The 22,115-nt window shown below is 73.3% G+C and carries 18 protein-coding genes; 8 read left to right on the forward strand and 10 right to left on the reverse strand.

From position 1 onward, the window contains the following. Positions 1-2 precede the first annotated feature (2 nt). Entirely contained in the window at positions 3-2,162 is a 2,160-nt protein-coding gene (locus tag RM779_RS14630; protein ID WP_311618118.1) for a bifunctional serine/threonine-protein kinase/ABC transporter substrate-binding protein, read from the forward strand. A gap of 47 nt (positions 2,163-2,209) precedes the next feature. Here RM779_RS14630 and aztD read toward each other — a convergent pair whose 3' ends face one another. The 4 genes from aztD to aztB are packed head-to-tail and all read right to left on the reverse strand — an operon-like array spanning position 2,210 to position 6,491. Then, a complete protein-coding gene (gene aztD, locus RM779_RS14635) occupies positions 2,210-3,397 on the reverse strand; it encodes a zinc metallochaperone AztD (protein WP_311618119.1) in 1,188 nt (395 codons plus the stop codon). Positions 3,398-3,442: 45 nt separating this feature from the next. After that, positions 3,443-4,387 (reverse strand): zinc ABC transporter substrate-binding protein AztC, encoded by a 945-nt coding sequence (gene aztC / locus RM779_RS14640; RefSeq protein ID WP_311618120.1) that lies wholly within the window; start codon positions 4,385-4,387, stop codon positions 3,443-3,445. After that, positions 4,384-5,601, reverse strand: a complete 1,218-nt coding sequence (locus RM779_RS14645) for a PQQ-binding-like beta-propeller repeat protein (RefSeq protein ID WP_394813301.1) — start codon at positions 5,599-5,601, stop codon at positions 4,384-4,386. Before RM779_RS14645 ends, aztC begins: the two co-directional genes overlap by 4 nt. Continuing rightward, on the reverse strand, positions 5,601-6,491 hold the full coding sequence (gene aztB, locus RM779_RS14650; RefSeq protein ID WP_311618122.1) for a zinc ABC transporter permease AztB: 891 nt from the start codon (positions 6,489-6,491) through the stop codon (positions 5,601-5,603). The genes RM779_RS14645 and aztB overlap by 1 nt, the downstream gene beginning before the upstream one ends. A 52-nt stretch (positions 6,492-6,543) precedes the next feature. Between aztB and aztA the strand changes: the two genes are divergently transcribed. Further along, positions 6,544-7,287: a zinc ABC transporter ATP-binding protein AztA gene (gene aztA / locus RM779_RS14655; RefSeq protein WP_311618123.1), complete on the forward strand. Its 744-nt coding sequence runs from the start codon at positions 6,544-6,546 to the stop codon at positions 7,285-7,287. Positions 7,288-7,391: 104 nt separating this feature from the next. Here aztA and RM779_RS14660 read toward each other — a convergent pair whose 3' ends face one another. Genes RM779_RS14660 through RM779_RS14680 form a run of 5 tightly spaced genes read right to left on the reverse strand, consistent with a single transcriptional unit; the run spans position 7,392 to position 12,133 of the window. Continuing rightward, positions 7,392-8,168 (reverse strand): ABC transporter ATP-binding protein, encoded by a 777-nt coding sequence (locus tag RM779_RS14660; protein ID WP_311618124.1) that lies wholly within the window; start codon positions 8,166-8,168, stop codon positions 7,392-7,394. Further along, positions 8,158-8,907, reverse strand: a complete 750-nt coding sequence (locus RM779_RS14665) for an ABC transporter ATP-binding protein (protein ID WP_311618125.1) — start codon at positions 8,905-8,907, stop codon at positions 8,158-8,160. The genes RM779_RS14660 and RM779_RS14665 overlap by 11 nt, the downstream gene beginning before the upstream one ends. Continuing rightward, positions 8,904-10,040 (reverse strand): branched-chain amino acid ABC transporter permease, encoded by a 1,137-nt coding sequence (locus RM779_RS14670; RefSeq protein WP_311618126.1) that lies wholly within the window; start codon positions 10,038-10,040, stop codon positions 8,904-8,906. The genes RM779_RS14665 and RM779_RS14670 overlap by 4 nt, the downstream gene beginning before the upstream one ends. Further along, positions 10,024-10,908 (reverse strand): branched-chain amino acid ABC transporter permease, encoded by an 885-nt coding sequence (locus RM779_RS14675; RefSeq protein WP_311618127.1) that lies wholly within the window; start codon positions 10,906-10,908, stop codon positions 10,024-10,026. The genes RM779_RS14670 and RM779_RS14675 overlap by 17 nt, the downstream gene beginning before the upstream one ends. 7 nt (positions 10,909-10,915) lie before the next feature. Next, on the reverse strand, positions 10,916-12,133 hold the full coding sequence (locus tag RM779_RS14680) for an amino acid ABC transporter substrate-binding protein (RefSeq protein ID WP_311618128.1): 1,218 nt from the start codon (positions 12,131-12,133) through the stop codon (positions 10,916-10,918). A gap of 148 nt (positions 12,134-12,281) precedes the next feature. Here RM779_RS14680 and RM779_RS14685 point away from each other — a divergent pair, with 148 nt between their 5' ends. Continuing rightward, the gene (locus tag RM779_RS14685; RefSeq protein WP_311618129.1) at positions 12,282-13,337 is read left to right on the forward strand and encodes a LacI family DNA-binding transcriptional regulator; all 1,056 of its coding nucleotides are present in this window, start codon (positions 12,282-12,284) and stop codon (positions 13,335-13,337) included. A 17-nt stretch (positions 13,338-13,354) separates the two neighbouring features. Here RM779_RS14685 and RM779_RS14690 read toward each other — a convergent pair whose 3' ends face one another. Further along, positions 13,355-14,485 carry a helix-turn-helix transcriptional regulator gene (locus tag RM779_RS14690; protein WP_311618130.1) on the reverse strand — a complete coding sequence of 377 codons (1,131 nt, stop codon included), beginning with the start codon at positions 14,483-14,485 and terminating at the stop codon, positions 13,355-13,357. 232 nt (positions 14,486-14,717) lie between these two features. On the opposite strand from RM779_RS14690, the gene RM779_RS14695 reads away from it, so the two are divergent. From RM779_RS14695 to RM779_RS14715, 5 genes are all read left to right on the forward strand, one after another. Continuing rightward, positions 14,718-15,338, forward strand: a complete 621-nt coding sequence (locus tag RM779_RS14695) for an NADPH-dependent F420 reductase (RefSeq protein ID WP_311618131.1) — start codon at positions 14,718-14,720, stop codon at positions 15,336-15,338. Positions 15,339-15,434: 96 nt separating this feature from the next. Then, entirely contained in the window at positions 15,435-17,942 is a 2,508-nt protein-coding gene (locus RM779_RS14700) for a BTAD domain-containing putative transcriptional regulator (RefSeq protein ID WP_311618132.1), read from the forward strand. A gap of 131 nt (positions 17,943-18,073) precedes the next feature. Beyond that, complete coding sequence (locus RM779_RS14705; RefSeq protein ID WP_311618133.1) at positions 18,074-19,459, forward strand: MFS transporter; 1,386 nt, start codon at positions 18,074-18,076, stop codon at positions 19,457-19,459. A 207-nt stretch (positions 19,460-19,666) separates the two neighbouring features. Next, positions 19,667-20,725, forward strand: coding sequence for a class I adenylate-forming enzyme family protein (locus tag RM779_RS14710; RefSeq protein ID WP_311618134.1), 1,059 nt, complete (start codon positions 19,667-19,669; stop codon positions 20,723-20,725). Continuing rightward, positions 20,725-22,107 (forward strand): aldehyde dehydrogenase family protein, encoded by a 1,383-nt coding sequence (locus tag RM779_RS14715; protein WP_311618135.1) that lies wholly within the window; start codon positions 20,725-20,727, stop codon positions 22,105-22,107. The genes RM779_RS14710 and RM779_RS14715 overlap by 1 nt, the downstream gene beginning before the upstream one ends. The last annotated feature ends 8 nt before the right edge of the window (positions 22,108-22,115 follow it).

A 22,115-nucleotide genomic window follows, 5' to 3' on the forward strand; every position in this document is an offset into this window, starting at 1 on the left:
ACGTGCTGCCGTTGCATGAGAAGGACCCGAGGGCCATCGGCGAGTACCGGCTGCTCGGCCGGCTGGGCGCCGGCGGCATGGGCGTGGTGTACCTGGCCAGGTCCGCCGACGGCTCGCTGGTGGCGCTGAAGACCATCAGGCCGCGGCACGTGAACGACCACGAGTTCCGGGTGCGGCTGCGCCGGGAGGTGGCGGCGCTCCGGCGGGTGCGCAGCCGGTGGGCCGTTCCGCTGCTGGACGCGGGTCCCGAGGAGGCGGTGCCCTGGCTGGCGACCGCCTACGTGCCCGCTCCTTCGCTGGCCGAGGTGGTGCGCGCGCTGGGGCCGCTGCCCCCGTGGACGGTGCGGGCGCTGGGCGGAATGCTCGCCGAGGCGCTGGCCGTCGTGCACGAGGCCGGTCTCGTGCACCGGGACGTCAAACCGGGGAACGTGCTGCTGGCCCTGGACGGGCCGCGGCTCATCGACTTCGGCATCGCCAGGGCGGCCGGGGAAACGGCGCTGACCGCGCCGGGCGCGGCCATCGGCTCGCCCGGCTACCTGTCCCCCGAGCAGGCGCGGGGCGGGGAACTCGGCCCGCCGAGCGACGTGTTCTCCCTCGGCTGCGTGCTGGTGTACGCGGCGACCGGGCGTTCGCCGTTCGGCGACGGCCTCCCGGCGGCGCTGCTGTACCGCGCGGTGCACGATGCGCCGGACCTGGACGGCGTGCCCGGGGAGCTGGCCGGACCGCTGGGCGAGTTGCTGCGCAAGGAGCCGGGGAGGCGGCCGGACGCCTCCGGGGTGCGGGACCTGCTGCCCGCCGATCCGCGGGTCGGCGGCGCCTGGCTGCCGGAACCGGCGACCCGGCTGATCGCGACGCGTTCCGCGGTCCTGCTCACCCTGCCCGAGGACCCGCCGACCCGGGCGGCCGGGCCGGACGCGGAGACGGCACCGGCGGACGCGCCCCCCGCCGGGCCCGGCAGGCGCCGGTTGCTGGCCGCCTTCTCGGCGGGCGGGCTGACGCTCGCGGCCGGTGCGGGGGCCGGGCTGTGGGCATGGCTGCGTGACGAGGGCGCGCCGGGGAGCCCGGTGCGCACGACCGTGGCGCTCCAGGCCGACCTGTCGGGGCCTGGCGCGGCTCTCGGGCAGGCGCAGGAACGGGGGGCGCGGCTGGCGGTGGCGGATTTCAACGCCCGCGCGGACCGCCCGTTCGAACTGGAGCTGCGGGTGCGGGACGACGGCGGGGACCCCGGGCGGGCGGCGGAGACCGCCCTCGGTCTCGCGGCGGATTCGGATGTGACGGCCGTGATCGGACCGACCGGCCCGGATGCCCTGGCGGCCGTGGCGGCGCCCTACCGCGACGGGTCGCTGCCCTGGCTGCCGGTGTCGGCCGCGATGTCCGCGTCCGCGGTCGAACTCGGGGACGCCTGCTTCCCCGCCCGGCTCGGGGACGCTTTTCTCGACGCCCCGCTGCTGGCCTGGGTCGGCCACCGGACCGGGACGGCGCGGGCGGCGGTGGTCAACGACCGGCACGGCGGCGACTTGTCGTGGGGGTTCAGCCGGTCGTTCGCCCGCGAGTTGCCGTACTCCGGCATCGAGGTGGTCGAGGCCGAGCTGCCGGAGGGCTCGGACGGCCGGGACGCCGCGGCGGCCGTCGTGGCCGCGGAGGTGGACACCGTGATGTTCACGGGCGCGCTGTCCGGGGCCGGAACGGCCGGCTTCGCGCGGGAGTTGCGGGCGGCCGGGTTCACCGGCGCCACGGTGGCCGTCCGGACGGACCCCGCGGACGCGTTCCTGAGCGAGGCAGGGGAGGCGGCCGAGGGCTGGGTGGTGAGCTGTCCCTTCGTGGACGGCGCGGCGGCGCCGGAGGGGGCGGATTTCGCGGCGGCGCACCGCGCGCGGTTCGGCGGCGGTCCCGCGCCGTACGCCGCGGAGGCGTACGACACGGTGTGGCTGGTCGCGCGGGCCCTCACCGAGCTGACCGCGGAACGCGCCCCCCGCCGCTCGCTGGTCGCCCGGCAGTTGCGCACGACCCGCCACGAGGGGATCGCCAGGAGCTACGCCTTCAACCCGGACACCCGCGGCGTCGCGCCCACCGACGCGCTCTGCCTCTACGAGGTGCGCGAGGGCCGGTTCGTCTACCTCGGCCCGTACCGGGAGGTCACCGGCCTCGACGAGGCGGCCTGACCGGGGGCGGCGCCCCTCGCGCCGAGGCGCGCGGGGCCCGCGCCCGTTCAGCCGCCGGTCACGCCGGTCACCTCGTTGGGGGTCTGCGGCAGCGTCGCCGTGGTCTGTACCTCGCCCGACTCGATGTCGAGGACGTGCAGTTCCTTCGCCTCCGGGTCGGTGACGTACGCCGTGTGCCCGCGCACGAAGAGCGTGGGACGCGGCTGCTGCCACTCCAGCGGCTCCGTCCACTCCTCCAGCACCGGGATGCGGTTGGTGACCTCGGCCGTCTCGGGGTCGATGACGTGGATCTGGCCGTCGGTGCCGAGGATCAGCGCCTCGCCGTGCGGGCCGCGGGCCAGCGAGCGGAAGGTGTAGCTGGTGCCGAGGTCGACGAGTTGGAGGCTGCCCGCCTCGGTGTCGACGAGCGCGACCTGCTCGGGGCGCTCCAACTCGGCCTCGGCGTCCTGCTTGTAGTCGCCGAGGACGATCGCGGACTCCTCCGAGCCCGCCTGGTTGCCGATGCGGCCGTACTCGGTGGGGCTGTCGACCTTGGTGAACTCGCCGTCGCGGTAGTACAGAACCCCGTCCTCGCAGCCGACGACGACCGTCTCGCCCCGCGCGGTCGCCTCGCCGTGCACGCCGGGGCACTCCTCGCTGCGGGCGATCTCCTCGCGGTTCTCGTCGAGGACGATGGCGCCGGTGCGTTCCTCCTCGGTGCCCAGCGTGACGAGGAGTTCGCCGTTCGCCAGCTCGACGGCGACGCCGTGGTGCGCGGCCGCCGCGGTGTAGCTCTCGGTCTCCGGCAGGCCGTCGCCGAGCTGCTGCGGGTCGAAGCTGGTGACCTCGCCCGTGCCGTCGGCGAACAGCACGGTCCGGTCGGCGTGCCGCACCACGTGGCCGGGCTTGGCACCCTCGAACTCGTCCTCGGTCAGCTCGGCGCCGACCGCGTCGAGCACGCGGAAGCCGGTGGACGTCGAGACGAGCACGTGGCGGTCGTCGCCGGCGGCGTTGACCCGGTTGAAGCCGTCGAGCGGGATGTCCTCGACAACGTCGAACGTTTCGCCGTTCAGCACGAGCAGGCCGCCGTCGTAGGTGAGCACGAGCGGGTCGGGAACGGTTTCCTCGGGCGTGGACGACGGTGCGGCGTCCGTCTCCTCCTCCGTGTCGTCCGATCCGCAGGCGCCGACGGTGAGCGCCAGGGCGGCCACCAGGGACAGCGCGGCGCCTCCTCGGCTCCGGTGCAGGGTACGCATGGGTTTTCTTCCTCTTCTTTCTTCGCGGGGAACAGTCAGCGGGAGTCAGCGGGAGTCAGCGGACAGCGCGGTGACGATGGCTTCCGTGTTGGCGCGCATCATGTCCAGGTAGGTGGCGGCACCTTCGCCCTCCTCGGTCAGGGATTCCGAGTGGAGCGGGACCACCTCGACGTGCAGGCCCGCCTCCTCGGCCAGCACCTGGGCGAGCCGGTCGGGCTGGGATGAGTCGGCGAACACGGCGGGGACGTTGTGGGTGCGGATGGCGCCGGCGAGCGAGTCGAGGTCCGAGGCGCTCGGCGAGGCCAGCGTCGTGCCGCTGGGGATCACGGCGCCCACGACGCGGAATCCGTGCCGGTCGGCGAGGTAGCCGAAGACGTGGTGGTTGGTGACGAGGTTCCGCTCGTCGCGGGGGATGGTGTCGATCTGCTCGGTCATCCACGTGTCGAGGGCGTCGACTTCGCCGAGGTAGTCCTCGGTGTTGGCCCGTACCGCGTCGGCGTCGACGCCGTCGACGTGCTCGATCACCGCTTCCGAGACGAGTTCGACGGCGGTGTGCATGCGCCGCGCGTCGGTCCAGAAGTGCGGGTCGAGCTCGCCGGCCGAGTCGCCGGAGGCGTGGGCCAGCGGGTCGGCCCCCTCGGCGACGGCGAGCGTGGGAACGCCCTCGTCCTCGGCCGCCTCGACATTGCGGGCGACGCCTTCCTCCAGGCCGAGCCCGTTGTGCACGACGAGCCCGGCGCTCTCGATCGCGGCGGCCTGCTGGGCCGAGATGCCGAACGAGTGCGGGTTCGCGTTCGGTTTCATCAGCACGGTCACCTCGGCCTCGTCGCCGACGATTTCGCGCGTGACGTCACCGAGGATGTTGGTGGTGACGACGATCCCGGCGTCGCCGCCACCGCCGTCGCCCGAGCAGGCGGGCAGGCAGGCCAGGGCGATCAGGGCGACCGGGCAGGGTGCGAGGAGGCGTCCGCGGGACGCGCGGCGGCTCATCGGCCGGTCTCCACCATGTGGTCGGGCGCGAAGCCCAGTTCGAAGGTGCGGGCCAGCCGCAGGTCGTCGTTGTAGTCGATCTCGTGGACCACGCCGGCCGCCGGGTCGTTGACGTAGGCGCGGCTGGTGTCGATCTCGATGACCGGCACGGTGCCGTCCGCCGCGAGCGGTTCGGCGAGCAGCGGTGTGCTGGCCGTGCGCCGTCCGTCGCCGGAGTCGTAGGCGTGCAGCTCGCCGTCCTCGGTGAGCGTCAGCACCGTCGCTCCGTCGCCGACCGCGTTGACGGCGGCCACGGGGCCGGTCTCGATCAGGGTCCAGGTCCCGCTGGCGAGGTCGAGCGTCCAGACGCCGGTGTCGCCCGCCCTCGCCGCGAGCGTGTCGCTGCCCGCGCGGTGCGTGAACTCCCCGGCGCGTTCCGCCTCGGTCACGCCCTCGGGGTAGGGGATCTTCTCGCCGGTGAACGTGCCCTCCTCCTCGGACACGAGCAGCGCGCCGTCGGCGCAGCCGAAGACGACGCCGCGGCGCGTGACCGCCTGCCCGCTCGGCTCGGGGCAGGGCTCCGCCACCGTCGCGGCGGCGTTGCCCTCGCGGTCCAGGACCTCGACGGCGTCCTGACCTCCGGCGGGCACCAGCAGGTGTTCCGCGTACGGCACGACGGGTCCCGCGGTCTCGACCGTTCCGGTCTCGGCCAGTTCGCCGTCCTCCAGGGCGGCGCGCTCCAGCAGCGTGGCGGAGCCGTCGGCGAAGGACACGGCCGTGACGGCCGCGTCGGTGTGCGCCCCGGTGGGGCTGCCGGGCAGCGTGCCGATGCCGCGCGCCTCCGCCTTGTAGTAGTGGACGTGATCGCCGTGGTCCACCATCCAGCTGCCGCCGTCCACGACGTTGACCTCCTCGCCGCCGGCGGCACCGGAGGCGAGGTAGGCGAAGCGGCCGTCGCCGTGGATGCCGGTCACGGGCCCCGTGGCCTCGACCTCGACCACTTCCTCCGTGGTCAGGTCGAGGACGGCCGTCGCCCCCGAGTCCGCCTCGGCCAGGACGAGGCGCTGCTGCGCCTCGGCGGTCTCCTCGGCGCCCTCGACGTAGCCGTGAGGGGTCGTCTCCTCCGCGGGTGCCTCCCCTTCTTCCTTGTCGTCACTGCCGTCGGCGCAGCCGGTCAGCAGCAGGGCTCCGGCCGCGAGAACGGCCCCCAGTGCTCTGGTGGTGGTGCTGGATATCACGATGCGTGCTCGATTTCCCGTTCCGTCATGGTGGTTTCGCGGGGGGCCGCGGGTGTGGTGGGGCGGGCCCGCAGCAGGTCCCGCAGGTGGGCGGCCAGGGCGGAGACGAAGAACGCCGCCACGGCGACCGCCGATATGGTCGCGCCCGCCGCCGTGCCCCAGTGCCACGAGACGACGAGCCCGGCCACGGTCGAACCGCTGCCGATGAGCGCGGCGCCGAGCATGATCAGCGGGATGCGTCCGGCCCACAGGGCGGCCGCGGCCGGGGGCGCGATCAGCAGGCCGAAGACCAGGAGCGTCCCGACCACGTGGAAGGACGCGACGATGGCCAGCGTCATCAGGCCGAGCAGGGCGCCGTGCGCGAGACCGGGCCGGAGCCCCAGCGTGTGGGCCTTGCGGGGGTCGAAGACGAGCGCCGTGAACGCCCGGTGGCCGAGCAGCGAGACGAGGGCCGCGGCGATCAGCGCGAGGAGGAGGTACCCGAGGTCCTGGTCGCGGACGGCCAGGACGTCGCCGAAGAGGAACCCGGTGAGGTCCACGGCGAAGGACTCCGAGTGCGACACGATGATCACGCCGGCGGACAGCATGCCGACGAACAGCAGCCCGATGCTCGTGTCCTGGGAGAGCCGCGGGAACCGGCCGAGCGCGGTCACGCCCAGCGCCATCGCTCCCGCGCTGAGCGCGGCGCCGAGGAGCAGGTTGCCGCCGAGCACCGAGGCGAGCGCCACGCCGGGCAGCATGCCGTGGGCCATCGCGTCGCCGAGGAAGGCCATGCCCCGCAGGACGACCCAGGTACCGGCGAACGCGCAGATGACCGAGACGAGAATGCCGCCCCACAGCGCCCGCTGGACGAAGGACACCTCGAACGGCTCGAACAACCACTCCATGCCGAGCACTCTATAATGAAAACGATTATCGTGAGCAAGGGGTCTGAGTGTGATGAACAACGCGGAGCCGGACGGCATCGCCGTGCGCGGCGTATCGGCCGGCTACTCCCGCAGGACGGTCCTGCACGACGTGACCGCACACCTGCCGCGCTCGGGTGTGACCTCCCTCGTCGGCCCGAACGGCGCGGGCAAGTCCACGCTGCTCGCCGTGCTCGCCGGCGTGCTCGAGCCCGTGTCCGGCGCGATCGAGGGCCGCGGACCGCGGCGGCCGGCGTTCGTGATGCAGCGCAGCGCGGTCCCCGACGCGCTGCCCCTCACCGTCCGGGAGGCCGTCCGCATGGGGCGGTGGGCCGACCTCGGGCTGTGGCGGCGGCCGAGCGGCGAGGACCGCGCCCTCGTCGAGGAGTGCATGGAGCGGCTGGGCGTACTCGACTTGGCCGGGCGGCAGTTGGGCTCGCTCTCAGGCGGTCAGCGGCAACGCACGCTCGTCGCGCAGGGCCTCGCCCAGCGGCCGGATCTGCTGCTGCTCGACGAGCCGACCGCAGGGCTCGACCAGGAGGCACGCGGACGCATCGCCGATGTGCTGGACGGTGCGGGGCGCGAGGGAATGACCGTGGTGCACGCCACGCACGATCTGGACCTGGCGCTCCGCGCGGAGCACTGCCTCCTGCTCGGGAACGGGCGGCTCACCGCGCAGGGCGCCCCCGGGGAGGTGCTGACGTCCGAGGCGCTGCGGCAGGTGTGGAACGTGCCGGAGCCCGCCCACCCCGGGCCGCCCTCCCCGACGGGCCGGTAGCCGGAGGCCGCACCCGGACGCGACCGGTCTCGTGGCCTGCCGGTTCCGGCCGGGCATCGGGCCGGGCGGCCGACCCGGCCCGGCGCGTCAGCCGGCCCGCTGCGTCAGCCGTCCCGCGGCCGGGAGGGCTCGGCCGGGCGGCCGCCGAGGTACAGCTCGGACAGCTGGGGGTCGGCCAGGAGTTCGGGCGCGGGGCCGCTGATGTGCACCCGGCCGAGGTCCAGCACGCAGCCGAGGTCGGCCGTCTCCAGCGCCCGGCGCGCGTTCTGCTCGACAAGCAGCACGGCGGTGCCCGCGTCGCGCATGCGGACGACCTGCTCGAAGACCGTCGCGGTGGTCTTCGGGTCAAGGCCCATGGACGGCTCGTCGAGGAGCACGACCTTGGGGTCCACCATCAGCGAGCGCGCGAACTCGACCTGCTTCTGCTGCCCGCCCGACAGCAGCCCGGCCAGCTGTTTCCAGCGCTCGCCCACGATCGGGAAAAGCTCGCGGACGAACTCCGCACGTTCCGCGATCCGCGCCTTGTCCCGCAGCGTGTACGCGCCGAGCAGCACGTTCTCCGCGACGGTCATCTCCCGGAACACACTGTGCCCCTGGAGCACATGGGCCAGGCCGGAGGCCAGCATCGCCTGCGGCCCCTGGCCCGTGACGTCCTGCCCGTCGACGAGCACCCGGCCGGAACGGGGCTTCAGCAGGCCGCTGGCGACCTTCAGCACGGTGGACTTGCCCGCGCCGTTCGGCCCGACCAGGCACACCACCGTGCCCGGCGGTACCTCGATGGTCAGCCCGCGCAGCACCATGGCGGCCCGGCCGTAGCCGGCCTCGACGGCGTCCAGGACCAGCAGCGGTGCGGGGGGCCCGGGTTGCGGCTCAGATGCCAAGGTAAGCCTCCAGCACTCGGGGGTCGGCCCGCACGGCCGAGGGCGGTCCCTCGGCGATGGGGCGGCCCCGGTCGAAGACGACCACGTGGTGGGACAGGCTCATCACCATGTCCATGTTGTGCTCGACCACGAGGAACGTCTTGCCCTCGTCGTTGAGTTCGCGGATGAGGGTGCCGATGCGGCCGATGAGGGCGGGGTTCACGCCGCCCGCCGGCTCGTCCAGCATGATGGTGTCCGGATCGCCCATCAGCACCCCGGCCAGCTCCAGCAGCTTCTGCTGGCCGTAGGAGAGGTTGGCCGCCTCGACGTTCTCCAGGTGGTCGATGCCGACGCGCACCAGCAGCCGTCTGGCCTTGTCGGTCTCCGCGGGGCTGCCCGCGCCGCCCACCAGATCGCGCAGCCGGGCGGGGCGCACGGCGACCAGCATGTTCTCCAGCACCGTCATGCGCGGGAAGACCCGGCACAGCTGGAAGCTGCGGCCGATGCCCGCCCTGGCGATCCGGTGCGGCGGGCGGCCGGTGATCTGCTGCCCACGGTAGGTGACCGTTCCGGCATCGGGTCTGATCATCCCGGTGACGCAGTTGAAGAACGTCGTCTTGCCCGAACCGTTCGGCCCGATCAGGGCGTTGATCCGGCCGTGCCGGAAGGTCACCGTGGCGCCGTCGACGGCGCGCACGCCGCCGAACGACTTGGTCAGCCCTTCCGTCTCCAGGCTGCGCGGGGGCGGGTGCGTGGTCATCGGTCCTCCCCTGGGCCCGGTGCGTCCGCCGGGTGGGGCGGCGGGCCGCCCCGGCCGGACGCCCGGTTGTGTGCCAGCAGTTCGGCGGCGGTCATCTCGCGGATGGAGGAGTCCTGCGGGCCGAACCGCCGGACGAGATCGCGGACCGCGGGAATGATGCCGTCCGGCGTGACCAGCACGACGACGCCGAGCAGCACGGCCGCGGCCACCAGGTGCAGCTGCGTGCCGCCGAACTCCAGCTCGAAGTACTCCAGCGCCCCGCCGACGATCAGCGCGCCCAGCAGCGGCCCGTACAGGTGCCGCACGCCGCCGAGCAGCGCCATCAGCACCATGTAGGCGCCGAGCAGGACGGAGAACTGGAAGATCGGGTCGAGGTCGCCGAACCACAGCGCGTACATGCCGCCGGAAAGGCCGGTGAAGAACGCGGAGATCAGGTAGGCGACCAGCTTGTAGTCGCGGGTCGGCACGCCCAGCGCCTGCGCCTTGTCCTCGTCCTCCCGCACGGCCTTCAACCCGGTGCCGAACCGCGAGCGGTCGATCGCCCACCACGCCAGCAGCATGACCGCGAGGAGCGCCACGAACAGGTAGAAGAAGGCACGGTGGTGCTCGGGCCGCGACAGGTCGGGGAACGGGCGCGGCACGACGAGCCCGTCCGAGCCGCCGGTGAGGTCCTGCCACGTCTGCGCGACCAGCAGCAGGATCAGGACGAACGCGATGGAGACGATGACGAACGAGGCGCCGCGCACCCGCAGCGCCGCGATGCCGACCGGGACGGTGATCAGCACGACGATCACCCCGGCGGCGAGCCAGGCGGCGAACGGCGGCCAGTCGAGGTCCCTGATCAGCACACCCGTGCCGTAGGCGCCGAGCCCGAAGAACGCGGCGTGCCCCAGCGAGACGTAGCCGGTGAACCCGCCCATGAAGTTCCACGCCGTGGCGGTGCAGGCGTAGGACGCCACCATCACGCCGGCCGACAGGATGTAGGGGTTGGGGGCCAGGCCGGGCCAGGACAGGATCAGCGCCGCGCACACCGCGAAGGCCAGCACCCGTACGGCCCGGGCGGGGGCCCGGCCGCCGGCGGGCGCCGTGGCCGCGGCGGCGGAAGTGCGTTCGGTGTCAGAAGCGTTGGGCAAGGCGGCCTCCGAAGAATCCCTGCGGGCGCACCATCAGCGTCACGAACAGCGCGATGTAGAAGAGGGTCTGCGCCCACGTCGTTCCGAACTCGACCTGGAGCAGGCTCTGCCCGATGCCCAGCACCATGGCCGCGATGGCCGTCCCCGGGACGGAGCCGAGGCCGCCCACGACGATGATCGCCATGAGCGGGCCGACCCAGTGCCAGTGCAGGGACGGGTAGATGGTGGCGTCGAGCGCGAGCGCCGTGCCGCCGACGGCCGCGGTGGCGAGCCCGAGCCCGAAACCGAGCCCCGCGACCCGGTCGGTCTTGATGCCGACGAGCTGCGCGGCCTCCTTGTGCTGGATGGTGGCGCGCAGCGCGCGGCCGAACCTGCTCTTGGTCAGCAGCAGGTACAGCAGTCCGAGGGCGGCCCCGGCGAGCACGAAGGCCACCAGCTTGACCACCGCGATGCTCGCCCCGAAGAACTCGACGTTCGAGCCGGAGTAGGGGAGTTGGATGCGCCGCTGGGTGCCGCTCCAGATGAAGCCGATCATTCCCTCGATGAAGAGGGCCACGGCGAAGGTCAGCAGGACCGACATCATGGTCACCGTCGCCGGGCGCAGCCGCGCGATGAGCAGCCGCTGCATGCCGACGCCTGCCGCGAAGAACAGCGGCACGGTGACGAACAGCGAGAGCAGCGGGTCCCAGCCCGTCTGATCGTTGAAGTACCACGCCAGGTAGGCGGCGAGGATGAGGAACGCCGAATGCGCGATCATCACCACGCGCATCACGCCGAAGTAGAGGGTCAGACCGGCGGCCAGCAGGGCGTAGAGACCGCCGAGCAGCACGCCGAGCACCAGGCTCTGGAAGAGGAGTGATCCGGACATCGGCCCGTCACCACGCCGGCTTGGGGTGTATGAGGTCGGCCTCCGCGGCATCGCGCGGCAGCACGATGCTCATCTCGTTGCCGACGTACTGCTGGATGAGGTGCGCGCTCTGCGGGCGGCCCCGGTCGTCCCAGGACAGCGGTCCGACGACGGTGTCCACCTCGTTCTCCCGCAGCCAGTCGACCAGTCGCTGCTGGCAGTCGCCCTGCTCGGCGCAGCCCACGGCCTCGACGGCGGCGGCCACGACCTGGCCGGTGGTGTACGCGTTGGCCTCGTCCTCGGCGGGCGGGCCGCCGAACATCTCGGTGTAGTGCTCGACGAACTCGACGTTCGACGGCCAGTCCGCCCGGGTGGTGTAGCCGGTCGGGGCGAGGATGCCCTCGGTCCTGTCGCCGATGGCCTCGGAGAACTCGGGGTTGGTCGGCGCCGTGGAGAACGCGGCCAACTGCGGCTGATAGCCGAGCTGCTGGAGCGCGACGATGAGGTTGACGGCGTCCTGGTACTGGGTGCCGCCGATGACGACGTCCGCGCCGGAGTCGGCGATCTTCGCGGCGATACCGCCGAAGTCGGTGGTGTTGGGCGGGTACACCTCGTCCACCACGATGTCGAGGCCCGCCTCCGCCAGCCGGTCCCGCAGACCGTAGGCCGTGCCCTGCGCGAACGGGTCGTCCATGGCGGCGACCGCGACGGTCCGCGGGCGTTCGGCGGGCGGCAGCGACAGGATGTGTTCTGCCAGGTGGTCATAGTGGTCGTCGGCGATGGCCGGGGCGGCGTAGAAGAGGTTCTCGAAGCCCTGGGCGAAGACTTGGTCCGCGGCGCCGGCGGGCTCGACGAACAGCATCCCGTACTCCTCGGCGACACGCGCGCTGGGCACCACCAGGCGGGTGGAGAAGGGGCCGAAGACCAGGTCGACTTCGTAGTGGGCGATGAGCGCCTCGTAGTCCTGCACGACGCGGTCGGCACTTGACTGGTCGTCGAGGATCTTGAGTTCGACCTCGCGGCCGAGGAGACCGCCGTCGGCGTTCACGGCCTCCACCCAGGACTCGTAGCCGCGCTGCACCCCCTTGCCCGGCTCGGAGAAGTCGCCGGTGAGGGGCAGTGAGACGCCGATGAGGACGGTGTCGTCGGAGCCGCCGCCGGAAGTGCCCGAGCAGCCGGTCAGGACGAGAACGGATGCGGATAGCGTGGCCGTGAGGCCCAGAGTGGGCCTTTTCCAGAGGGACATGAGGCGACTCTCCCTGCTGCGTCGCAATGGGACCTCATGGGGAGGCCGGCTGGTACCACCGTTGAGGAAGCGCTTTCGCAAGCGCTTGCGGTACCGTACTTGCGGCCCCGCGATGTTGCAATGGTCACGACAGGAGACGATTTCTCTCATGTCCCTAGGCACGGGCCCCGACGAGGCGGGCCGCACACGTCCCCCGCGCCTTGCCGACGTGGCGGAACACGCGGGGGTCTCCCTCGCCACCGCCTCGCGCGCACTGCGCGGCAGAGAGGGCGTCTCCCCCGAACTCGCCCGCCACGTACGGTCCGTCGCCGAGGAGATGGGCTACGTCGCGAACCCGCACGCCAGCACGCTCGCCGGCGGGGTCACGCGGGTGGCGGGGCTCATCGTCTACGAAATCGGCGACCTGTACTTCTCCGAGATCGCCAGCGGCGCCCTCCGGGTCGCCGCCGGACACGGCTGGACCGTGCAGATCTGCCACACCGCGCGCGAACCCCACGCGGAGCTGGCCCAGATCAGGCTGCTGCGCGCCCACCGGGTGGGCGCCATCGTGATGGCGGGCTCCGGCTATGTGGACCGCGCGGAGGAGGAGAGCGCGCACCGGGAACTGCTGGACTACCAGGGCTCGGGCGGGCGCGTCGCCGTGATCGGCCGTCACCATCTGCGCTGCGACGCGGTGCTGCCCGACAACAGGGCGGCGGGCGTCACCATCGCCGAGTATCTGCTCGCGCTGGGGCACCGGCGCCTCGCGATCGCCGCGGGCCCGGCCCACCTCACCACGATCCACGACCGGCTCGCCGGTATCCATCAGGCACTGGCCGCCCGCGGCGTGCCCCCCGACGCGGTGCCGGTGGTGCCCGGCGCGTTCACCCGCGAGGGCGGCCGGGAGAGCACGGCGCGCATCCTGCGCGAGCACCCGGGCACGACCGCGATCATCGCCCTGAACGACGCCATGGCCACGGGCGTGCTGTCCGTCCTGCGGGAACGGGACGTGCCCGTGCCGCGGCGGATGTCGGTGGCCGGGTTCGACGATATCCAGGTGGCGCAGGACCTCGCGCCCGCGCTGACCACGGTCGCCCTGCCGATGGCCGACATGGGCGCGGCGGCGCTGGAGATGGTCCTGCGGCCGCGCTCCGCCCGGCCGCGGCGCAAGAGCACGGGCCACCGGCTCATGGTCCGCAACTCCACCGGCCCGCCACCTGGTTGAGCGCCGCCGTTCGGGGCTCAGGGGACGCGGGGGCGCACGGTGCCGCGTTCGGCGAAGGGGGCGTAGTACTCGGTGAACAGCTTGCCCACCAGCTCGCCCCGGCTGGAGACCCTGACCTTCTCGAAGACGACCTTGATGTGGTCGCGCACGGTGTGCGGCGACAGGTGCAGCTCCTGCGCGATCTTCCCGGTCGGCAGCCCCCGCGCTATGCACTGGGTGACCTCGATCTCCCGCTCCGTCAGCTCGAAGGCGTCGACGATCAGCGGCACGATCTCCGAGGTCTTCGCGGGCTCCACCACCACGGCGGAGGGGCCGAGCGCGCCGCCCGCCTCGCGCAGACACGAGGCGTGGCACACCAGCCAGCGGCCCGTGCGGGTCCGCACCCGCACCCGGGCCCGGCCGTGGTCACGTTCCTGCGAGATCGCGCGCGCCTTCAGGGCCGTCGACTGCACCCAGGCGGGAACCCTGATGCCCAGCGCGGACGTCGTCGCCGGCCCGTCCGGCAGCTCGTCCAGGTAGGCGCGGGCCTCCTCGTTGACCGAGAGCAGCGCGCCCGTGGCGTCGAACAGGAGCAGGCCCGGGCCGTGCGGGGCGTCGGGCAGCGGGTGCCGGGGCGGCTCCGCGAAGGAGCGCAGCGTTCTGGCCAGCGGGGTGACGAGCCCGGCGATCATCCGGGTCTCGGCCTCGTCGAAGGCCGGGCGGCCCTTCGCCCGGAAAAGGCTGAGGTGGCCGTGCGGCCGGCCGCCGATCCGCAGGACGGCCCGCAGCTCGTCCTGGAAGCCGCGCGGGCGCATGAATTGCTGGTAAAGCGTGCTGCGGGCCGGCAGGTCTCCCGTGGCCTGCCGCAGCCCCGCGACCGGAAGCGGCGCCTGGGCCAAATCCCGGTAAAGATTCACGTTCTCGGTGAACAACTCGCATTCCCAGTAGACCGCACAGCCGCCCTCGTCCAGGTTCTCCGCGCGGATGGGAGCCGCCATCAATCCGGTCAAAGGATCGATGACACGCCACACCGACGCGTCGTACGGGAGAAGCTTTCGCAGGTGTGCGGACGCCTCGGCGAACATGCCCAGCGCATCGGGTGCCTTTGCCGCACGGGAGAGCAACCGGGCCTCGCCCGCCTCGCTTCGGGATGCTGTCGAACTGGTCACTCGTCGATCGTGACAGCGGACACCGTTTTCGCCAACCCCCCAATTGAGGGGGCGGGAGCCGACGGCGGTCCCCCCTCGGATGCGGGATGGGGAAGCGCACGCGAGTAGGCAAGGGTTGCCGGTGCGAAGTGAGGAGGACAGGGCTTTTCGGTCACGCGGCCTCTTCGAGCCGTAGAGGCGTCCGAGAGGGAACGCTACCTTCCCTAGAACTATGGACGGAGTCAGCCAGGCCATGCGAATCGGAATCATAGGGGCGGGCGGCATGGGCGGAGCGATAGCCAGGCGGGCCGCTCTGGCGGGCGCGAGCGTGCTGCTCGCGGACCGCAGCCAGGACCGGGCCAGGCGGGCCGCCGCGCTGGCGGTCAGGGACACGCCGGGCGCCGTGCGGCCCGCCACGGTGGCGGGCGCGCTCCGGCCGCAGCTGATCGTCCTCGCCCTCGGCTGGCGCGAGAGCCTGGGGCTGATCGAGAGCCGCGGCCGGGCGCTCGCGGGCCGCACCCTGGTCGACGTGACGGTGCCGACCGGCCGCCACGCCACGGCGAACGGAGTGCGTGCGCTGGCCGGCGCGGCGCCGGGCGCGCGCTGGGTGAAAGCCTTCGCCACCGCCGATTCCCGCGCTTTGTTCGCCGGGGAGATCGACCGGCGTCCTGTGGACGTTTTCGTGGCGTCCGACGACGACCGGGCGAAGCTTTCCGTCATCGAGCTGGTCGACCGTTCAGGGCTGCGCGCCCTCGATGTCGGTGGTCTCGACAACGCCCGGGTACTGGAGGAAATGGCCCGCATCGGGCAGGAAATGCGTGAGCGACTACTGATCACCGGGGGATGGTCCTTTCAATTCCTGCCCAGTTGGTGAAACTCGCCAGTGAAAAAGCACAAGGGGACGCGGCGTCGACCTGGCCGACGCCCGGAAAGTCAAGGGGAAACAGATGTCTGACCTGAGGGGGGCTTCATGGTTCACCAATTCTCCTTTCGAATTCTCGGACCGCTCGTCGCGCACGGCACGGGCGGAAAGATCAGACTCAGCGGGGACCGCCAGCGGATACTGCTGACCATGCTGCTGATCGACGCGAACCGGATCATTGACATCGACCGTCTGGTCCGCGCGATATGGGACGGCATGCCGCCCGCGACCGCCCGCAGCCAGCTGCGCATCTGCGTCTCGTCCCTGCGCCGGCAGTTCGCCGCGGGAGGCGTCGACGCCACGATAGAGACGCACAAGTCCGGCTACGAGATACGGGTCAAGGAAAGCGGCGTCGACCTCCACCTCTTCGTCTCGCTGGTCTCCGCCGCCCGCGCCGCGAACGACACGGCACCGAGCGAGGAAACGGTGCGGACTTTCCAGCGGGCGCTCTGCCTCTGGCGCGGTCCTATCGGCGCGGGCCTCGAAAGCCCGCTGCTCGAATCCGTGGCGCTCAAGTTCCACGAGGACCGGTACGCGGCCCTGGAGGACCGCTTCGAACTGGAACTTCAACTGGGCAGGCACCGGCGGATATTGGGCGAGCTGACCCACCACGTCGGCGAGAACCCGTTCCGCGAGACCCTGTCCGCGCAGCTCATGATCGCGCTGTTCCGCTCCGGCCGCACCGCCGAGGCGCTGTCCCTCTTCCGCAGAACCAGACGCCGTTTCTCCGAGGAGCTGGGCATCGAGCCGGGCGAGCGGCTGCGGACGATCGAGCGGCACATACTCCGCGGCGAGCAGGACGGCACGCTGCCGCTGGGGCCGCAGGCGGAGGGCGGGCCGCGGCACGGCCCGGCGCGGCCCGCCCGCAGAGCCGCGGGACCGCCCGCGGGCACGCCCGCCGCCACGCCCGCGCACGACCGGATCGCCCTGCTCGAAGCGGAGATCGCCGTGCTGCGCGCGGCCTACTCCCAGCTGGCGGAACGTGCGCCCGGGCGGCTGGACTTCCGGCCGCTCGGGCTGCCGGACGGAACGGCGCCCTCCCCCTCAACCGAGGGGGAGGGCCGCAGGGTCGTCCCTCGATTACGGGGGATGGAGGGTGCCGCCCGCCCGGCGGAAACTGCCGGTCAGAGCCCGAAACGCGAGAACAACGGCTCGTCGGGGCACGGCAGGAAGGAACGATCGATGGCGGAGCACGCGCACCCACCCGGGGTCTCCCCCGCGGCGCTGGACCGGCTCGTCGCGCAACTGCGGGGCGAGGTGTTCGTCCCGGGCGACGCGGAGTTCGACGCGGAACTGTCCGGGTTCAACCTGATCGCGCGGCACCGCCCGGCCCTCGTGGTCCAGGCCGTGTCCGCGGCGGACGTCCAGGCCGCCGTGCGGTTCGCCGCGGAAAGGGAGCTGCCCGTCGGCGTCCAGGCGACGGGGCACGGCATCGCCGCGCCGGCCGACGGCGGCGTGCTGGTCAGCACCAAACGCATGAACGCCGTCGCCGTCGACCCGCGCACGGCCACCGCCCGCGTCGAGGCGGGCGCGCGCTGGCACCAGGTCATCGCCGCCGCCGCCAAGCACGCCCTCGCGCCGCTCAACGGCTCCTCGCACCTGGTCGGCGTGGTCGGCTACACGCTGGGCGGCGGACTCGGGCCGCTCGGCCGCCAGTACGGCTACGCGGCCGACCACGTGATCCGGATGCAGCTCGTCACGGCCGACGGCGTGCTGCGGGACGTGACGGCCGAGCGGCACGGCGACCTGTTCTGGGCCCTGCGCGGCGGCAAGGGCAACTTCGGCATCGTCACCGCGATGGAGTTCGGACTCGTGCCCGTCGAACGGCTCTACGGCGGCGGCATCTACTTCCCCGGCGAACTGGCAGGGCCGCTGCTGCATGCCTGGCAGCGATGGACGGAGACGGTGCCCGAGACGATGAGTTCCTCGGTCGCGCTGCTGCGCCTGCCGGACGCGCCCGCCGTGCCCGAGTTCCTGCGCGACCGCCTGGTCGCGCACCTGCGCGTCGCGTTCAACGGCCGGGGCGCGGAAGGCGAACGCCTGGTCCGCCCGCTGCGGGCCATCGGCCCCGCCCTCCTCGACGACGTCGGGGACATGCCGTACTCGGCCGTCGCCGACATCCACCGCGACCCGACCGAGCCGATGCCCTTCCACGAACGCAACATCGTTTTACGCGAGTTGGACGCGAATGCGGTGACGCGCCTGCTGGCGCTCGCCGGGGAAGGCGCCGACTCCACGGACCTGATGGTCGAACTGCGCCACCTCGGCGGCGCCCTCTCCCGCCCCGCGGCCGTGCCCAACGCGGTGGCGGGCCGCGACGGTGCGTTCACCCTCTCCACGCTCTCCCGCCCCGGCGCGCCCGACCGCGTGCTGCACGGGATGGCGCCCTGGAGCACCGGCCGCAGGTACCTCAACTTCCTCGCCGGGCCCGACACGGCCGACGCCGTGCCGGACTGTTTCCCGCCCGCCGCCTACGCGCGGCTCGCGGCCCTCAAGGCGACCTACGACCCGCGCCACCTCTTCCGGCTCGGCCACACCATCCGCCGCGCCGGATGACCGCCGCTCCCGGCCCCGGCCGCAACGCGCCTTCCGCCCGTCCGGCTCGTCCCGCTCGTCCCGCTCGTCCCGCTCATCCAGCTCATCCCGCCCAGCCGCCGGCCGACCAACCGGTGGCGGAAGGACTGCCCGTGTCCACACGTTCCGCCGTGTCCCCCACGGCCGCCCCGCCCCGTTCCGGCTCCCTCAGCGCCAGATCCGCGGGACTGCGCTACGGCGCGCTGTTCGGCCCCGCCGTCTTCGGCGTCACCGCCGCGGGCGTCGCCCTGCCGGACGTCTCCGCCTCGCTCGACGCCACCCCGTCCGCCGTCGCCTGGGTGCTGACCGCCCACGCTCTCGCCCTCGGCGTCGGCACCGCCCTCTTCGGCCGGCTCTCCGACTCCCGCGGCCTGCGCACGTCCCTGCTGCTCGGCTCGCTGGTGCTGGCCGTCGGCGCGGCCGTCTGCCTGCTCGCCCCGAACCTCGGGGTGCTCGTGGCCGGCCGCTTCGTGCTGGCCCTCGGCTCCGGGGCCATGACCTCGGGGGCGGTCACGCTCTCCGCGTCCGCCGAGGCCGCCGACCGGCCCAAGGTGCTCGCCGGGTTCGGGGCCACCATGGCGGTGTTCTCGGCCAGCGCCACGCTCGCCGGCGGGGTGTTCACCGAGTGGGTGACCTGGCGGGTCGCGCTCGTCCTGCCGGCCCTGTCGCTGATCGCCGTCCCGCTGTGCCTGCGCCCCGCCGCCGCCCGGCAGGGCAGCGGCCGACCGCTCGACCTGCCGGGCGCCACCCTGCTCACGGTGGCGGCCACCTCGTTCCTGCTGCTGATCCAGGCGTCCGCGCTGGAGATCGCGGCCGGGCTCGTCGTCGTGCTCGCGGTCGCCCTGGTGCTGTCCGTGGTGCTGCTCGCCCGCCGGGTGCGCACCGTACCGGCCTCGTTCGTGCCCCGGCGTCTGGTGGGCGACAACCTGTACCTGCGCACGGCCGTCACCGGCGTCGGCGTGTACGCCGGCCTGTTCGCCGCCATGTACGCGGTGCCGCAGATCCTGGTGCAGGAGCACGGCTGGAGCGTGCTCGCGGTCGGCACCTGGCTGCTGCCGGGCGCCGTCGTCGGCGCCGTGCTGTCCCGGCTCGCCGGGCGGCTGCCGGCCGCCGGTGGCGGCAGCGTGCTGCTCGCGCTGATCGCCTGCGCGATGGCGGCGACGCTCGCCTCCGCGCTGGGCACGGAGAACGCGGCGCTGCCGGTCATCGGCGCCTCGCTCGGCTTCGCCGCCTTCGCCGTCACCCAGGTCGTGTCCACGGCGCTGATGTCCGCCCGCGTCGAACCGGCCCTGCGCGGCGGCGCGATGGGACTGCTGAACCTCACCTTCTTCGTCGGCGGCGGGGTCGGCAGCGCGACCGCGGGCGCCCTGGCCAAATCCGTCTCGCTGTACACCACGCTCGGCCTCGTGGCGGGCTTCCCGCTGCTGGCCGCGGCGTTCGCCGTGACCCTGACCGGCCACGGCGGCCCCCGCGGCTCGAAGGCGCCTCAGGCGCGCTAGGCGCCGCGGCTGCCGAGCCACCCGACGCGCCCCCCGGACGGCCCGTGCCGCCCGGGGGGCGCCCACGTGCGCGCACGGCGGCGCCCGCGTCCGCCCGGCCGGACCGCGCGGGACCGCCGAAACAGCCGCGATACGACCGCGATAACGCGCGGCCGGACGATAGGGCGCACCGGCATCTTTCACGCGACGGGGAGGCCACAGAACGCCATGTCAGACGCTAAGGACACCGCTTTCGACGCCCACATACGGACGTTGATGGCGTGGCACTTCGAGGAGGAGACGGGCTCCCCGTTCTGGCTCGACAAACGGGCCGGCCTCGGCTTCGACCCGGTCACCGAGGTCGTGAGCGCCGCCGACCTGACCCGCTTCCCCGACGTCAGCGCGGAACTGCGCACCGTACCGGCGCGGGCGCTGATCCCCCGCGCGCTCGCGGACCTGCCGTTCCGCGTCTACGACTCGGGCGGCACCACCGGCTCGCCCAAACGCATCGTGGACAGCGCCGCCCGCTCCCGCATGCTCGCGTGGGCCAGGGAACGGCTGCTCGCCGTCGGCGTGCCGGCCGAGGGCGACTGGCTGCACCTGGCGCCGAGCGGCCCGCACGTGATCGGCTTCGACGTCGCCCGGTACGCGGCGCTCGGCGGCGGCATCTTCTACACCGTCGACCTCGACCCGCGCTGGGTCAAGCGGCTACTGGCCGAGGGCCGTTCCGACGAAGCCGACGCCTACGTCCAGCACCTGCTCGACCAGGCGGAGACGATCCTCGAAACCCAGGACGTCGCGGTGCTCAACAGCACACCGCCGCTCCTGGAGGCGATCTGCGCCAGGCCCCGGCTGCACAAGCTGGTGCGGACACAGGTGCGGGCCATCATCTGGGCCGGCACCTCCATCAGCGCCGAGAGCCTGCGCCAGCTGAACGAGGTCTTCTTCCCCGACACGGCGATCATCGGGATCTACGGCAACAGCCTGATGGGCGTCGCCCCGCAGCGCCCGGCGGCGGCAGGCGACGCGTACCCCTGCGTGTTCGAGGCGCATCCGCGGACCACGCGCCTCCAACTCGTCGACGAGGCCGGCGACCTCGTGCCCTACGGGGCACGCGGGCGGGTGCGCCTGCACCTGATCGCCGAGGAGATGTTCCTGCCCAACGTCCTGGAACGGGACAGCGCCGTGCGGATCGAACCGTCCGCGGGCGGGCACGTCGACGGGCTCGCGGACGTGCAGACCTTCCGGGCACTTGACGACGTGCGCATCATCGAGGGGGTCTACTGATGGGCACCGCACTGTCCCTCGCCATCGACCCCCTCGTCCGCGGCCGTTCCGTGTCGAGCGCCGACCGCGCGCCGCTGCCGAGCGTGCTCGGCGGCGACCTCGCCGACGTCGGCACCGCGCCACGGCTGCTCGCCCTCGCCGCGCTCAACGAGATCAGGGACCTGGCGGACGGCCGCCCCGTCGACGCGGGCCTCCTCACCGAGGCCGCGCGGCTGTTCGCCGAGGACACGGTCGGGGGCGAGACGCCCGGCGCGTACGTGACGCGCGTCGCGCACGCCACCGGGCTGACGGCGACGGCCGTGCGGCAGGCCGTGCACGACCTCGTCACCGAGATCGCGGAACTCCCCGCCACCACCGCGGCCGAACTGCCGCCCACCGGGCTCGGCGACGGCTTCGCCACCCGCTGGGTGCCGCGCGGACGCGTCTTCACCGCAGTCATGGCCAGCAACCACCCCGCGCCGAACGCCGCCTGGGTGCAGGCCCTGTTCCACGGCTACAGCGTGCTGATCAAGCCCGGCAGCCGGGACCCGTTCACCGCGCTGCGGCTGCTGCGGGCGCTGCTCGCCGCCGGTCTGCCGCCCGCGAAGGCCGCGTTCCTGCCCTGCTCGCGGGCGACCGGCGAGTTTCTGCTCGGTGCGGCCGACCGCGGCATCGTCTACGGCGGCGACCAGGCCGTGCGGAAGTGGCAGGGCCGCGCCTCCGTCGCCGTCCGCGGCCCCGGGCGCACCAAGGCCGTGCTGGACGCGGACCTCGACGACGCGGTGCTCGGCCATCTGGCGCGCTCCGCCTCGGTCGACGGCGGCACCCGCTGCACCAACCTGTCGGCGGTGCTCACCACCCGCCCGGTCGCGCGGGTCGCCGACCGGCTCGCCGAGCGGCTCAGCGCCCTGCCCTCGCTGCCCGCGACCGACGGGAACGCCACGCTGCTGGTCGCCGACCGGGCCAGGGGCGAGCAGATCCGCGCCCGCCTGGCCGAGCTGCGCACCGAACTCACCGACCACAGCGCCCGGTTCGAGCCGGGCGGCACCGTGGTCCCGTTGCCGGACGGTTCGGTACTACTGCGCCCCGTCGTGCTGTCCGCGGACCGCGCGGACCACCCGGCGGTCGGCACCGAGCTGCCGTTCCCGTTCGTCGTGGTCGCGCCGTGGTCACCGGCGGACGGCATCGCGCCGCTGCGCGACTCCCTGGTGCTCAACCTGCTGACGGACCGGGAGGAGCTGGTCGACGCGGCGCTGCGCGAGCCGAGCGTCCGCAAGGTGACGCGCGGCACGGTCCTGCCGTGGACCGCGGTCCCCGGCATCCCGCACGACGACAACTACACCCAGTTCCTGCTGGAGCCGAAGGGCGTGGTGGCGGCGCGCGAGCCGGCCACCCGCCCCTGAAGAAGGGT

This window comes from Streptomyces johnsoniae (assembly GCF_031845565.1).
In the GTDB taxonomy this organism is placed as follows: domain Bacteria; phylum Actinomycetota; class Actinomycetes; order Streptomycetales; family Streptomycetaceae; genus Streptomyces; species Streptomyces johnsoniae.